The organism is Stappia sp., assembly GCF_048268045.1.
Lineage (GTDB): Bacteria > Pseudomonadota > Alphaproteobacteria > Rhizobiales > Stappiaceae > Stappia.
Genome location: NZ_JBLWWG010000003.1, coordinates 34,532 through 49,412, shown reverse-complemented (window position 1 = coordinate 49,412; position 14,881 = coordinate 34,532). Strand labels below are relative to the sequence as shown.

Sequence of the window (14,881 nt, the reverse complement as noted above, 5' to 3'; positions counted from 1 at the left end):
GCTCGCCATTTCCATCGTCCGCCTGAAGTGCCATGGGGGAGGCGCATCGCCGGCCGGAGCCGCCTCTCACCGCAAAGAGATCCCGTAGTCCTTCACCCATTCGGAGAATTCGACAAGCTGAATCAGCATGTGCGGCAGGCTTGCGCCGCCGGGGAGCATGGTGCCGGACAGGCGCGCGGCATTTCCCCGGGAGATGTCCTCGACCAGGCCGGCGAGACGGGGGAGGTCGAACAGCTCCGCGACGGGCGAGCCGCCGTCAAGGGCAAGGGCGCGCGCCGCGCGCAGCAGGCCCGCGTCGTAGTCGGGATGCTGGACGTGCGGATAGGCGCTCTTGCGCCGGGTCAAGGTGTCGGGCGGCAGCAGGTCGGCCATGGCGCGCTTCAGCAACCCCTTGGTGCCGCCGTCCGCCTTCATGCTCCACGGCACGTTCCAGACGTACTGGACGAGATGATGGTCGAGGAAGGGCACCCGCAGCTCCAGCCCATGGGCCATGCTCATGCGGTCCTTGCGGTCGAGGATGACCGAGAGGGGGCCGGCCATGCCGAGGTAGAGCACCTCGCGCATGCGCGCCTCCGCCGCCGGCTCTCCCGCAAGCCGGGGCACATCCGCAAGCAGCGCCCGGCAGCGCTCGGCCTCCTGGGTGCGCGGCTCGCACAGGCGCGCCACGTCCGGGGCGAGATAGTCGGCAAGTCGCACCCCGTCACCGGCCCAGGGGAAGCCGTCGCGCGCCAGCAGCTCCGGCTTGAAGAAATGCGGGTAGCCGCCGAAGATCTCGTCCGCCGCCTCGCCCGAAAGACCGAGGCGGGCGGAGCCGCGCATGGCGGCGAAAAGCCGGTACATGGAGGCGTCGAACTGGCCCCAGGCCGGCAGATCGCGGGCGCGACGGGTGGCCGGCAGGACCGCGAGCAGATCCTCCGTCGAGGCGGTAAGCGTGGTGTGGCGCGTGGCGAGATGGCGCGCCGCCATCGCGGCGAAGGGCGCATCCACGTCCGGGCGCAACTCGCTCGCCTGGAAATGGCGCGTGTCGCCCTCGAAGGCCAGACACCAGGTCGACAGCGGATCTCCGCCGCCGCCATTGGCAACACGCCGCGCCGCCACCGCCAGCGCCGCGACAGAGGTGGAATCGAGCCCGCCCGAAAGCATCGCGGCCAGCTTCGCCTCTTCCGGCGCCTGGCGGGCGACGGCGCGGGCAAGAAGATCGCGGACCGTTTGCGTCGTGGTTCCGGCGTCGTCGGTGTGCGGGGCGCTTTCCAGCCGCCAGTAGCGGCGCTGTCCCAGCCCCTCGGGACACAGGCTGACAACGCTTGCCGGCGGCACCTCGTGCAGGTTCTTGAGCGGTGTCTCGCCAGCGGCGGCCATGCGCGGCTGCAGCACGATCGGCAGCATCGTCAGGTCGAGCCGCGCCTCGAACAGCGGATTGGCCATGATGCCCTTCGGCTCGGAGGCAAAAAGGCAGCCGGAGGCATAGGAATGGTAATAGAGCGGGCGCACGCCGAAGCGGTCGCGCACGAGATGCAGCGCGCGGGCGCGCCCGTCCCAAAGGGCAATGGCGAAGCTGCCGTCGAGGCGGGCGAAGGCCTCGATGCCAAGCGCCAGATAGGCGGCGAGAACGAGTTGCGTGTCGTCTCCGTCCGGCGCTGCCTCCCGCCCTGTTGGCGCAAGACCAGCCCCGGCACCCACGCCGACGAAGGCTTCGGCAAGCGCGTCGCGGTTGTCGAGTGCGCCGATCATGACGGCGGCAAGTTCCGACCCGCCGACGGCGAGATGGGCGGGGAGAAACCCGCCCGCCCCCGGTCCGCCGTGGCGCAGGCGGCGAAGGCCCAGCGCCGCGCGCGGCGTCACCCATGTGCCGCCGCCATCCGGCCCCCGGCTGGCCATGGTCGCGGTCATCGCCTCGACCACCGGCACGCGGGCGGTGAGATCCCGGTCGAAATCGACCCAACCGACGAATCCGCTCATGTCCGTGCCCCCAGGGTGCGGCGCGGCCGGCCGGCGGCAATGGACCCGCGTCCGCCCCGACACTGATACTATAGCGTGCTTTTTCTCCTTACAATTCGACTTGTGATTGCATTTTGTTTTACGGCCACCGGAGACGAAAAAGGCCGGCGCAAGCGCCGGCCTTTCGATATCGCGGGATCAATATCCGGCCCTAGAACATCATGCCGGGCAGCCAGAGCGAGATCGCCGGGATCGCCACCAGAATGGCAATGCGGACGACATCGGCGACCAGGAAGGGGCCGATGCCCTTGAAGATCGTCGCCTGGCGCACATCCGGGGCCGCGGCCTGGATGACGAAGAGGTTCATGCCCACCGGCGGCGTGATCAGGCCGATCTCGGCGACGGTGACGACGATGATGCCGAACCAGACGGGATTGAAGTCGAGGGCGGCGACCATCGGGAAGATGAACGGGATGGTGAGCAGCACCATCGACAGCGCGTCCATGACGCAGCCGAGCCCGATGTAGAACAGGATGACGAGAAACAGCACCGTGTAGGGAGCCAGCCCCGCGTCCTGGATCGTCCCGACCAGGAAGGAGGGAAGGTTCGAGGTCTCGATGAAATAGTTGAACAGGCCCGCGCCGATCAGGATCATGAAGATCATGCCGGAGGTCTGGGCGGTCTGGGTGATGCCGTCGATGAAGGTCGCGCGGCTGAGCCGGCCCGACAGCAACGCCATGGCGAAGGCGCCGAGCGCACCGACGGCGGCGGCTTCGGTTGGCGAGAACCAGCCGAGATACATGCCGCCGATGACCACCAGGAACAGCAGCAGCACGTTCCACACCCGCCCGAGCACGCGCAGTCGCTCGCGCCACGACTGACGCTCGCTCGCCGGCCCGAGCTCGGGCTTGCGGCGCACCTGCACCCAGATGGCGCCCATGTAGAGCAGCGTCGCGAGCAGTCCGGGCAGCAGCGCGGCGACGAAAAGCTGGCCGATGGAGGTTTCCGTCAGCAGGCCGTAGAGCACCAGGATCACCGACGGCGGGATGAGCACGCCAAGCGTGCCGCCGGCGGCGATGGAGGCGGTGGCGAGACGGTCGTCATAACCGTGGCGGCGCATCTGCGGCAGGGCGACCTGACACATGGTGGCGCTGGTTGCCAGCGAAGAGCCGCAGACCGCGCCGAAAAGGGCGCAGGCGCCGATGGTGGCCATGGCGAGGCCGCCGCGGAAATGGCCGGTGAAGGCGTTGACCGCGTCGTAGAGCGAGCGCGAGAGGCCCGCCTGTGCGGCGAAGACGCCCATCAGGATGAACAGCGGCACGACCGACAGGCTGTAGGGAAAGACCGCCTCGAAGGGGGCCGCGCCCAGCGTGAAGGCAACGCCCGACCAGCCGTTCAGATACCAGAAGCCGCCGATGCCGGTCAGCGCCATGGAGACGGCGACCGGCACGCGCAGCAGAATGAGGACGAGCGTCACGGCAAAGCCGAGAAGGCCCACGAGCGGTGCGGACATCAGCGTCTGGCTCCGGAGGAAAAGCGAAAGGCGAGCGCCGCCTCAAGGGCGACGAACAGGCAGGCGAGAACCGAAAGCCCGGCGCCGACGATGAGCGGCATCCAGTACCAGATCAAGGGAATGCCGATGTTCTGCGACTTGTCGCCGAACATCATCTGCAGCTTCGCCGCTTCCCAGCCGTAGTAGAGGATGAGCGCCATGACGACCGCCGAGGCAAGGGCGGTCAGGGCGCGCAGCAATTTCTGCACCGGGTCCGGGAAGGACTGGGTGACAATGTCGACGCTGACATGACCGTCGCTGAAGAAGGCATAGGGGATCGCCGTGAAGGCGGTCGCCATGATCAGCAGCTGGACAATGTCGACGGCACCGTGAATGCCGCTTTCGAACGCCCGCATGACGATGTCGACGACGGTGACGAGACCGGCGCCGAAGAGGCAGGCCATGCCGACAAGGGCGGTGACCCGGAAGACCAGCCCGGCGATGACGCCGAGCGGTCCGAGCGGAGAAACCGGCGCCGCTTTCGCGACGCCGGCCCGGTCATTATTTGGAGAATTGTGCGACATAGTCCTGGGCTGCCTTGTAGAGCGCCTGGGGATCTTCCACGCCCTCGCCCTTGAGCGTTTCCAGATAGGAAGCGATCATCGGGGCCAGAGCCTCGCGCCAGCGGGCGCGCTCCTCGTCGGAAAGAACGGTGATCTCGTTGCCCTTGGCCTTGGCGGCGGCGAGGCCCGGGGCATCCCAGGCATCCCACCAGTCGCCGAACCTGGCGACCAGACCATCGCCCGAGTACTGGTCGATGCAGCCGCGGACGTTCTCCGGCAGCGCGTCATACTTGGCCTGGTTCATCACGAAGAAGAAGGAGACCGTGTAGACGCCGGCGTCGAGGTGGTACTTCAGCACCTCGGAGAGCTTGAACGAGTTGACCGGATCCCACGGGAAGACGGTGCCGTCGATCACGCCTTTCTGCAGGCCCTCGTAGACCTGGCCGGGGGGCATGCCCTGGGGAATCGCGCCGAGCTGCTCGAGCATGGCGGAGACCGCCGGGCTCGGCGTGCGGATGCGCATGCCCTTCATGTCCTCCATGTCGGAGATCTTCTTCTCCGACGTGTGGATCAGGCCGCCATTGTGGGCGTGCAGCGCCAGGACCTTCAGGCCCTTGTACTCCGGCGCGAGATAGTCCGGGAACATCGCCCAAAGGGTCTGCGTGGCGACGCCCGCGTCATCGGTCAGGAACGGAATGTCGATGACCGAGGTGCGTGGGAAGCGGCCGCGCGGCAGGCCGGTCAGCCCGTGGGCGATGTCGACCACGCCGGCAAGCACCTGCTCCTGCTGCTTGGCGACATTGCCGAGCTGGGTGCCGCCCGGGAAGATCTGGATCTTGACCTGACCGTTGGTGCAGGCCTCGACGTCCTTGGCCCAGGGCTCGATGAAGTCGGTGTGGATGCCGTGGACGGGCGGCAGGAAGTGGCTGAGCTTCAGCGTGATTTCCTGTGCGGCGGCCGGCATGGCCGATGCGGCGGTCATCGCGGCGAGCGCGACACCGGCAAGTGCAGTCTTCATGTTCATTGAACGTCCTCTCCCTCATGGTCGCCACCACCGGAAAGCCCCCCGGTGGCGCGTCTCGCCGCCGGCTCACAGCGCCAGGCGGATCCTCCCTGTCGCACGCGAACAGCATGCCATCATACGTTTGCCATCCTCGCGTTCCGCGCGACTGAGCACCTTGTCACGATGATCGACCGGGCCGGAGACAACAGCGACCTCACAGGTTCCGCACAGACCTTCCTCGCAGTCGCTCGGGACGTCAATGCCGGCCTCGCGCAACGACTCAAGAAGGGTACGATCCGCCGGCACCGTGACGGCAAACCCCGAATCGGTCAACTCCACCTCGAACGCCTGCTCCCGGTTGGGATCGAGCGCCGCCGATCCGCCATGGAAATGCTCGACATGCAAGGTTCCGTCCGGCCATCCGGCGGACATGATTTCCAGCGCCGCCAGCAGCCTTTCGGGCCCGCAGGCATAGACCTGGACGCCGGAACCGGTTGCTGTGGAAAGTATCTCGCCAAGGTCCATGCGCGCGCCCTCGTCGGCCGCGTGCAGCCGCAGGGCCGCGCCATGATCGCCAAGCACGCGCTCGGCGAAGGCCATCGTCGCCCGCGACCGGCCGGCATAATGCAGCTCGTATTCCTTGCCGAGGCGCTTCAGCCGATCGGCCATGGCGAGGATCGGCGTGATGCCGATGCCGCCGGCGATCAACACGTAGCGCTCCGCCTCCTCGTCGAGGCGGAAGTGGTTCTTGGGCCCGCGCACGCGCACCGTATCGCCTTCGGCGAGATGCGCGTGGATATGGGCGGAGCCGCCGCGACCGGCCTGCTCGCGCAGCACCGCCACCTCGAAACGATCGCGGGCGGCCGGGTCGCCGCACAGCGAATAGGAACGGTCAAAGCCCTCGAACAGCAGATCGACATGCGCACCGGCGCTCCACTCGGGAAGCGGACGGCCCTGGGGATCGGCAAGCGTCAGGCCGACGACGTCCTCGGCGACCTGCGTGCGGGCGACGACGGTGAGCGTGCGGGCCAGATCCTTGACCTGCGGCGCGCCGATGGGGAAGTCGGCGCGCGGCACCAGCCTGGCGGGGTCCTCGCGCTCCGGGTTGAGCGCCGGATCCCAGGCGACGAGAAGATGCTCGGGACCGCGGAAGGAGGTGTTCGCCAGGAAGGTGAACTCCTGCTCCTTCAGCCGCATGTGCGGCAGCCGGCGGGTAAACTCCTCCAGGAAGATGCGCATCTCCATGCGGGCGAGGTTCTTGCCCATGCACTGGTGGCTGCCGTAGCCGAAGGTGAGGTGGTCGGCCGTGTTGTGGCGGTAGAGGTCGATCTCGTCCGGATTCTCGAAGTGGCGCGGATCGTGGTTGGCCGAGGCGGTGACGACCAGAAGGCGGGCGCCCTCGGGCACCTCGACGCCGCCGATTTCCGCCGGCGCGGTGGTGATGCGCCGCCAGGCGACGACCGAGCCGGAATGGCGCAGGCATTCCTCGACCGCATTGGGAATGAGGCCGGGATCGGCGCAGATCTCGTCCCACAACTCGCGGTTTTCCAGCAGCCTGCGGAACATGTTGGCCGAGGCATGGGCCGTGGTCTCATGGGCGGCGACGATGATCGCCATCATCATGGAGTGCAGATAGCTGTCGGTGACGACGTCCGGCAGATCCTTCTGGCGGCGGATCGCATAGGGCATCCAGCCATCACTGTCCGGATTCTGGCGCATGCGCTCGAGCACCTCGCCGGCGTATTGCCAGAAGCTGCCGACAGCCTCGGCGACGGCAACCTGCTCCTCGCGGGTCGGCCGGCCCCAGGTGTTGACCGTGTGGGCGACGGAGAAGTCGCGCAGGCGGTCCATGTCCTCCTTGGGCACGCCAAGGAAGTGCAGCGCCACGGTCAGCGGCAGCTCCCAGAGCATTTCCTCGACGAGATCCGCCTCGCCGCGGTCGACGAAACGGTCGATGTACTCGCGCGTCAGGCTGCGGACCATCGCCTCGTGATGGTGCAGCTCTTCCGGCTCGAAGGCCTTCATCAGCGCCCGGCGGCGCTCGGTGTGCTGGGGCTCGTCCTCGTTCACCAGCGTGCGGTTCATCGCGTAGTCATAACGCTTGAGCACGTCGAGCGCGTCCTGGGAGACCGGGGTGATCTTCTCCAGGGCGATGGCGGGCGAGAAGGTGATGTTGTCGCGGAAGACCGCCTTGATGTCGTCGTAGCGGCTGACCACCCAGTAGCCGAGCCCGGGGCTGTAGAACACCGGCAGCTCGTCGCGCGACCAGCGCAGCGCCTCGGCCGGATCGAGCTGGTACTCGGGACCGAAGGGATCGAACCCTTCCGCCCGGCTGGAAACGGGACAACCACTGGCCGCAGCGCCCGTGAACGGGCAGCCGCCAGCAGCACCGGACCGCGCCTGCGGTTCCGCCACATTGGACGTCATGAAGCCTCCCTCGTAGTCTGCCATTGCACGATTTGCAAATAACGCACAATATGTTCGTTATCTGAAACGATACCGGGCACCGGAATAGGTGTCAACACTGACAGGGGGCAGCGTCGGGCATGAGCCTGCAAACATTGTCGCGCGGACTGAGCGTGCTGGAACGGATCGCGGAAAGGGAAGACGGGCTGACGATTGCCGAGATCGCTCAGGCGCTCGGCGTGCACCGGGCCATCGCCTATCGGCTGGTGGCGACGCTGGAGGAGCATCTTCTGGTGGTGCGCGGCGACGGCGGGCGCATCTCGCTTGGCGGCGGCATCGTGGCGCTTGCCTCGCGCGTCGAGCCGCAACTGCGCGCCAGGGTCCGCCCGCTGTTGCAGGACCTGGCCGAGCGCGCCGGCGCGACGGCGTTCCTGTGTGTCGGTCACGGCAGCGAATGCGTGGCGATCCAGGTGGCCGAGCCCAAGGGCATGCTGCTCGGCGTATCCTACAGGGTCGGCAGCCGTCATCCGCTGGACCGGGGCGCGGCGGGCATCGCCATCGCCGCGCTGCGGCCGGAAGGGCCCGATGATGCGGAGGCGGTGCGACGGGCGCGCACCAACGGCTATGCCGTCACCCGGGGCGAGTTGCAGGCGGGCGCGGTCGGCGTCGCCGCCCCCATCGTCTATCCGGACCGCTCGGCCTTTCGCATCGAGGGTTGCGTCGGCGTGGTGGCGCTGCAGGACCTGGACATCGACGCGGCGGCGAAGGCGGCGCTCGATTGCGCCCGCCGCATCGCCGACCGGGAAGCCTGAGCGCGGCCGCGCCAGCAGGCCGGCCGGGGCGCGGCAGCGTCGCGCATGCAAAAAGCCGCGGCACGAAGGTCCGTGCCGCGGCTTTCTTTTTTCAGACAGTGTCGCGGGCCGGCAGGGCGCCGGCGCGACCTCAGACGGTGCGGCCGGGCTGGCGCGCGATGAGGTCGGCGAGCATCGCCTCCTCCTCGGCCGTCGGGTCGGTCAGCGGCGAGCGCACCGAACCGGCGGCGTAGCCCTGACGGCGGACGCCGGCCTTGATGAGCGAAACCGCATAACCCGGAGCGCGGTTGCGCAGGGCCATGAACGGGAAGAAGAAATTCTTCAGATGCGCCTCGCAGGCAGCGGTGTCGCCAGCGCGCAGGGACTTGTAGAAGTCCACCGCCATCGCCGGGATGAAGTTGAACACCGCCGACGAATAGGTGGTGAAGCCGGCCGCCAGATAGGCCTCGGCAAAGAGCTCCGCCGTCGGCATGCCGCCGAGATAGGTCAGCCGGTCGCCCATGGTGGCCGTGACCTGGCGCACAGAGCCCATCTCGCCGCTGCCGTCCTTGAAGCCGATCAGGTTCGGGCAATCCTCGCAGAGGCGGGCGACCGTGTCGGCCTTGTAGATGGCGTTGTCGCGGTTGTAGATCATCACGCCGATGGAAACGGCGTCGCACACGGCCCGGGCATGGGCGTAGAGGCCCTCCTGCGGTGCGTCGATCAGATAGTGCGGCAGCAGCAGCAGGCCGTCGGCGCCGGCGGCTTCCGCCTGCTTCGCGATCTCGACAGCCATCTCCGTGCCATAGCCGCAACCGGCGACGATCGGCAGCTTGCCCGAGGCTTCCTTGGCGGCGCGGACGATCCCGGGGATCTCCGAGGGGGCGAGCGAGAAGAACTCGCCCGTTCCTCCTGCCGCGAAAAGGCCCGCGGCCTCATAACCCGACAGCCACTCGATGTGCCGCCGGTAGCTCTCGCCGTTGAAACGCCCTTCGGCATCGAAGTGCGTGACCGGGAAGGAGAGAAGGCCAGACGCCAGCTTTTCCTTCAGTTCGATCGGGTCCATGGATGCGCTCCTCGTTAGCATTCATATGCTTCTGGAGCTTCTACCGGCTCTCAGATGAAAGTCAACTGTTGTATGATGTCTTATTTTATGATCGTATCCCGGACACAGAACATATCCCCTTTCCGGACCGCCCGACGGCAACGGCCGGCGTGCCCCGGAAGATGGCGGATCGCACCTGCCGCGCTGTCGGGCGCGGCGCCAGACAAAGGGATCGCCTCATGACCTATCAGCCCCATGGACACCATCTGATCGCAGGCGAGCGGGTGGACAGCGGCGCGCGCTTCGACAGTTCGCCCGTCACCGGCCCCGCCCACAGCTTCTGTCGCGGCGGTGCTGGCGAGGTGGACCGGGCCGCACGGGCGGCGGACGCCGCCTTTCCGGCGTTTTCGCGCACCACCCGCGATGAGCGCGCGGTGTTCCTGGAGCGGATCGCCGATGAAATCGAGGCGCGCGCCGAGGACCTGACCCGCCTCGCCGTCGCCGAAACCGGATTGCCGCAAGCCCGCATTCAGGGAGAGCGCGGCCGCACGACGGGCCAGCTCCGCCTCTTCGCCACGCATATCCGCAAGGGCGCGTATCTGGACCTGCGCGTCGACGAGGCCCTGCCCGACCGCCAGCCGCCACGCCCGGAGCTGCGCATGGTGCAGCGGCCGCTCGGTCCGGTCGCCGTCTTCGGCGCCTCCAACTTCCCGCTCGCCTTCTCCACCGCTGGCGGCGATACCGCCTCCGCGCTTGCCGCCGGTTGCCCCGTCGTGGTCAAGGGTCATCAGGCCCATCCGGCGACCGGCGAGATCGTCGCCGAGGCGATCGACGCCGCCCGCCGCGCCTGCGGCCTCGACGCCGGCGTCTTCAGCCTGGTGCAGAGCGACAGCCGCGAGGCTGGTACGGCGCTCGTCACCCATCCGCTGATCAGCGCCGTCGGCTTTACCGGCTCGCTTGCCGGCGGCCGGGCGCTGTTCGACCTTTGCGCCCGCCGCGCCGAGCCGATCCCCTTCTTCGGCGAACTTGGCTCCATCAATCCCGTCTTCGTGCTGGACGGCGCGCTGGCCACGCGCGGCACCGACATCGCCAGTGGCTGGGCCCAGTCGCTGGCCATGGGCGCCGGCCAGTTCTGCACCAACCCCGGGCTTCTGGTGATCGACGCCGCGGCCGCCGACAATTTCGTCGCCGCCGCGCTCGCCACACTCGCCGAGGTTCCGGCGCAGACCATGCTGACCGACGGGATCGCCACCGCCTTCCGCAACGGCGCGGACGAGCTTTCGGCGCTCGCCGGCGGTTCGCTCTGCGCGGCGCGCGAAAGCGGGGCGCGCGAGGCCGTGCCGGTGCTGCTGCGCACCGACGCGGCGCGCTTCCTCGCCGAGCCGAAGCTGGCGGAGGAAGTGTTCGGGCCGCTGGGCCTCGTCGTCACCGTCGCCTCCGACGCGGAGCGGCTCGAACTTGCCCGCGGACTCAAGGGCCAGCTCACGGCAACGCTGCAGATGGAAGCCGCCGACAACGCGACCGCCGCGGCACTGATGCCGGTGCTGGAGCGCAAGGCCGGCCGCGTCCTCGTCAACGGCTTCCCGACCGGCGTGGAAGTGTGCGATGCCATGGTCCACGGTGGCCCCTACCCCGCATCGACCAACTTCGGCGCCACCAGCGTCGGAACGCTGGCCATCCGCCGTTTCCTGCGGCCCGTCTGCTTCCAGAACGTGCCCGCGGAACTGCTTCCCGAAGATGCCGCGAACTGATCCGCACGCCAACTAATCAGACGTCATATCACTTGACTTTCAGCAAAGATATGTTGTCATACAACTGATACACTTTCTGGCGATACGCGGCGCAAGCCCGCGATCGCAGCCAACCGGAGACCCGACAAAGATGACGAAGGACGGCATGCAAATCAGGGTAGGGGCCGACATTGGCGGAACCTTCACCGATGTTGCCATGGAAGTCGGCGACACCATGCACTCGGCCAAGGTGCTGACCAACTACACGGCACCCGAGCAGGGCATCGTCGACGGTGTCAGACTGGTCGCCGAAAAGGCCGGCGTGGCGCTGTCGCAGATCGACACGATCATCCACGGCACGACGCTCGCCACCAACGCACTGATCGAGCGGCGCGGCGCACGCACCGCGCTGATCACGTCCAAGGGGTTCCGCGACGTGATCGAGATGCGGACCGAGAACCGGTTCGAGCAGTATGACCTCGACATCGTGCTGCCCGCGCCGCTGGTGCCGCGCGATGAGCGCTTCGTCCTCGACGCGCGCATCGACGCCTCCGGCAAGGTGCTGAAGGAGATCGACGCCAGCGAGCTCGACGCGCTGGTCGAGACGGTCCTTGCCGGCGGCTTCGAGAGCATCGCCATCGGGCTCATCCACTCCTATGCCAACGGCGACCACGAGCGGCAGGTGCGCGACGCGCTGCTGGCCCGCAAGCCCGACCTCTCGGTGTCGATCTCCTGCGAGGTCTCGCCGCAGATGCGCGAGTTCCAGCGCTTCAACACCGTCTGCGCCAACGCCTACGTCAAGCCGCTGATGGCCTCCTACCTGACCCGGCTGATCGACAGCCTGCGGGAAGCGGGCACCAACTGCCCGGTCTTCATGATCCATTCGGGCGGCGGCATCATCAGCGTCGAGAGCGCCATCGAGTTTCCGGTGCGCCTGCTTGAATCCGGCCCCGCCGGCGGCGCGATCTTCGCCGCCCACATCGCCAAGCGCCACGGCCTGTCGCGCGTGCTCTCCTACGACATGGGCGGCACCACGGCGAAGATCTGCCTCATCGACGACCAGATGCCGAAGACCGCCAAGACCTTCGAGGTGGCGCGCACCTATCGCTTCAAGAAGGGCAGCGGCATGCCGATCTCGATCCCGGTGATCGAGATGGTGGAGATCGGCGCGGGCGGCGGCTCCATCGCCTCCGTCGATTCCATGCGCCAGATCCGCGTCGGCCCGCACAGCGCCGGCTCCGAGCCCGGCCCGGCCTGCTACGGACGCGGCGGCGACCGGCCGACGGTCACCGACGCCGACCTCCTGCTTGGCAAGCTTTGCGCCGAGGGCTTCGCCGGCGGCACGATGACGCTGGACCAGCCCGCCGCAGAGGGCGCCGTGGCCCGCGACCTGTCCGGCCCGCTCGGCACGGATGTCGCCACCGCCGCCTTCGGCATCTGCGAGGTGGTCGACGAGAACATGAGCAACGCCGCGCGCATGCACGCGGTGGAGAACGGCATGGAGCTTGCCGACTACACGATGATCGCCTTCGGCGGCGCCGCGCCGCTGCACGCCGGGCGCCTGTGCGAGAAGCTTGGCATCGACGAACTGCTGGTGCCGCCGGGCGCCGGCGTCGGCTCGGCAATCGGCTTCCTGCGCGCGCCCTTCGGCTTTGAGTCCGTGCGCAGCTCCTACATCCGTCTCGGCGCCTTCGACGCCGGCCGGGTCAATGCCGTGCTCAAGGACCTGACCGAGGAAGCCACCTCCTTCGTGCGCTCCGGCGCGCCGGACGCGGTTCCCACCCTCGAGTGCACCGCCTACATGCGCTACGTCGGCCAGGGCTGGGAGGTGCCGGTCACCGTCGAAGTGCGCGATTACGCCGGCGATGACGTCGCCGCGTTCCGCAAGGGCTTCGAAACGGTCTACGAGCAGCTCTTCGGACGCCTGATCGACACGCTCGACATCGAGATCATCAGCTGGTCGCTGCGGGCAAGCTCCGAGGCCTATCCGGCGCCGCGGGTCGAGCGGGTCGACGCGAGCCGCAGGATCGAAACGGACGAACGCCGCCAGATGTTCGAGGCCAGGGCCGCGCGCTTCGTCGAGGCCTCCGTCGTCGCCCGCGACGCCATGGCGCTCGGCGACTGCATCGCCGGCCCCGCCATCATCACCGAGAACGAGACGACGACCATCATCACCGACGCCCAGGAGGCCGTCGTCCAGGCGGACGGCTGCCTGCTGGTCCGGTCGAAGGCATGATCGAGGAAGACACAATGACCGCATCCCCTCTCTCCGACGTCCACATGCAGGTCATGTGGAACCGCCTGATCTCCGTCGTCGAGGAACAGGCGATCACCCTCATCCGCACCGCCTTCAGCACCAGCGTGCGTGAATCGGGCGATCTCTCGGCCGGCGTCTTCAACCGCGGCGGCCTGATGATCGCCCAGGCGGTGACCGGAACGCCCGGCCACGTCAACGCCATGGCCGAGGCCGTCGGCCATTTCATCAAGGACATCGGCGAAGACAACATCTTCGAGGGCGACGTCTACATCACCAACGATCCATGGAAGGGCACGGGCCACCTGCTCGACATCACCATGGTGACGCCGTCCTTCCGCAAGGGCCGGCTCGTCGGCTTCTTCGCCTGCACCGCGCATGTGGTCGACGTGGGCGGACGCGGCTTCGGCCCCGACGCCAACGAGGTCTACGAGGAAGGTATCTTCATCCCGATCATGAAGTTCGTCGAGCGTGGCCAGGTGAACCGCGATCTCGTCAACATCCTGCGCAACAACGTGCGCGAGGCGGATCAGGTGGTCGGCGACATCTTCTCGCTCGCGGCCTGCAACGAGACCGGCCACCGCCGGCTCATGGACATGATGGGCGAATTCGACCTCGACGATCTCGAGGCGCTGGCCGACTTCGTCTTCGACCGCAGCTACACGGCGACGCTGGAGCGGATCGCGGCCCTGCCGAAGGGCTCCTACGACAACGTCATGCGCGTCGACGGCTACGGCAGTCCGGTCGATATCGCCGTGCGCATCGATGTCGCCGAGGACCATATCCTCGCCGATTTCGACGGAACCTCCGGCCCGAGCCCGCTCGGTATCAACGTGCCGATGATCTACTCCAAGGCCTATGCCTGCTACGGCCTGAAGTGCGCGCTGGCCCCGGACATCCCGAACAACCACGGCTCGCTGCAGCCGTTCCGCTTCGAGGCGCCGACGACCTGCATCCTCAATGCCCAGCGCCCCGCCCCCGTGGCCGTGCGCCACGTGCTCGGCCACTTCATTCCCGACGCGGTTCTTGGCGCGGTGCACAAGATGCTGCCGGGCAAGATCCCGGCGGAAGGCTCCGGCGCGCTGTGGAACCTGCATGTGAGTGCAAGGCCGCTGCAGGGCGACAAGGCGCCGGCCGACGGCGGCCGCCGTGCCGAGGTGCTGCTGTTCAACAGCGGCGGCGCCGGCGCGCGCGCCACGCTCGACGGGCTGAGCGCAACCGCATTCCCAAGTGGCGTGCACTCCATGTCGATCGAGGCGACCGAGCATGTCGGCCCGGTGATCTTCTGGCGCAAGGAGCTGCGCGAGGGCTCCGGCGGCGCCGGCCAGTACCGCGGCGGCCTCGGCCAGGTGGTCGAGATCGGCGCGGCGGAAGGCCACGAGTTCACCTTCAACGCCATGTTCGACCGTATCGACCATCCGGCGCGCGGACGCGCCGGCGGCGGCGACGGCCAGGCCGGCTCGGTGACGCTCGACGACGGCACCCGCCTTGCCTCCAAGGGGCGCCAGCACGTGCCGCATGACCGCCGGCTGGTGCTCTCGCTGCCCGGCGGCGGCGGCTACGGCCCGACGGAAAAGCGCGACCCGGAGGCTGCCGCGCGCGACGTCGCCTTCGGCTACGTGATCGAGAAATGAGCCGACCGCAAGCACAAGGGACAGA

At 68.1% G+C, this 14,881-nt stretch carries 10 protein-coding genes; 4 read left to right on the top strand and 6 right to left on the bottom strand.

All coding sequences use genetic code 11. The features are described from left to right. Positions 1-66 precede the first annotated feature (66 nt). The 5 genes from asnB to ACN0WF_RS05310 all read right to left on the bottom strand — a co-directional run bounded on the left by asnB (position 67) and on the right by ACN0WF_RS05310 (position 7,423). The gene (gene asnB / locus ACN0WF_RS05330) at positions 67-1,959 is read right to left on the bottom strand and encodes an asparagine synthase (glutamine-hydrolyzing) (protein WP_417771761.1); all 1,893 of its coding nucleotides are present in this window, start codon (positions 1,957-1,959) and stop codon (positions 67-69) included. Between the two features lie 190 nt (positions 1,960-2,149). Next, entirely contained in the window at positions 2,150-3,451 is a 1,302-nt protein-coding gene (locus ACN0WF_RS05325; RefSeq protein ID WP_417771760.1) for a TRAP transporter large permease, read from the bottom strand. Continuing rightward, positions 3,451-4,014: a TRAP transporter small permease gene (locus ACN0WF_RS05320; RefSeq protein WP_417771759.1), complete on the bottom strand. Its 564-nt coding sequence runs from the start codon at positions 4,012-4,014 to the stop codon at positions 3,451-3,453. The genes ACN0WF_RS05325 and ACN0WF_RS05320 overlap by 1 nt, the downstream gene beginning before the upstream one ends. Then, the gene (locus tag ACN0WF_RS05315; protein WP_417771758.1) at positions 3,992-5,017 is read right to left on the bottom strand and encodes a TRAP transporter substrate-binding protein; all 1,026 of its coding nucleotides are present in this window, start codon (positions 5,015-5,017) and stop codon (positions 3,992-3,994) included. The genes ACN0WF_RS05320 and ACN0WF_RS05315 overlap by 23 nt, the downstream gene beginning before the upstream one ends. A gap of 66 nt (positions 5,018-5,083) precedes the next feature. Further along, complete coding sequence (locus ACN0WF_RS05310; protein WP_417771757.1) at positions 5,084-7,423, bottom strand: cytochrome P450/oxidoreductase; 2,340 nt, start codon at positions 7,421-7,423, stop codon at positions 5,084-5,086. A 119-nt stretch (positions 7,424-7,542) separates the two neighbouring features. Between ACN0WF_RS05310 and ACN0WF_RS05305 the strand changes: the two genes are divergently transcribed. Then, the gene (locus ACN0WF_RS05305; RefSeq protein WP_417771756.1) at positions 7,543-8,214 is read left to right on the top strand and encodes an IclR family transcriptional regulator; all 672 of its coding nucleotides are present in this window, start codon (positions 7,543-7,545) and stop codon (positions 8,212-8,214) included. Positions 8,215-8,344: 130 nt separating this feature from the next. Here ACN0WF_RS05305 and kdgD read toward each other — a convergent pair whose 3' ends face one another. After that, complete coding sequence (gene kdgD / locus ACN0WF_RS05300; RefSeq protein ID WP_417771755.1) at positions 8,345-9,259, bottom strand: 5-dehydro-4-deoxyglucarate dehydratase; 915 nt, start codon at positions 9,257-9,259, stop codon at positions 8,345-8,347. Between the two features lie 218 nt (positions 9,260-9,477). On the opposite strand from kdgD, the gene ACN0WF_RS05295 reads away from it, so the two are divergent. From ACN0WF_RS05295 to ACN0WF_RS05285, 3 genes are all read left to right on the top strand, one after another. Next, positions 9,478-10,989, top strand: a complete 1,512-nt coding sequence (locus tag ACN0WF_RS05295; protein WP_417771754.1) for an aldehyde dehydrogenase (NADP(+)) — start codon at positions 9,478-9,480, stop codon at positions 10,987-10,989. Between the two features lie 130 nt (positions 10,990-11,119). Further along, the gene (locus ACN0WF_RS05290; RefSeq protein WP_417771753.1) at positions 11,120-13,204 is read left to right on the top strand and encodes a hydantoinase/oxoprolinase family protein; all 2,085 of its coding nucleotides are present in this window, start codon (positions 11,120-11,122) and stop codon (positions 13,202-13,204) included. 14 nt (positions 13,205-13,218) lie between these two features. Continuing rightward, positions 13,219-14,856, top strand: a complete 1,638-nt coding sequence (locus ACN0WF_RS05285) for a hydantoinase B/oxoprolinase family protein (RefSeq protein ID WP_417771752.1) — start codon at positions 13,219-13,221, stop codon at positions 14,854-14,856. Positions 14,857-14,881: the final 25 nt, after the last annotated feature.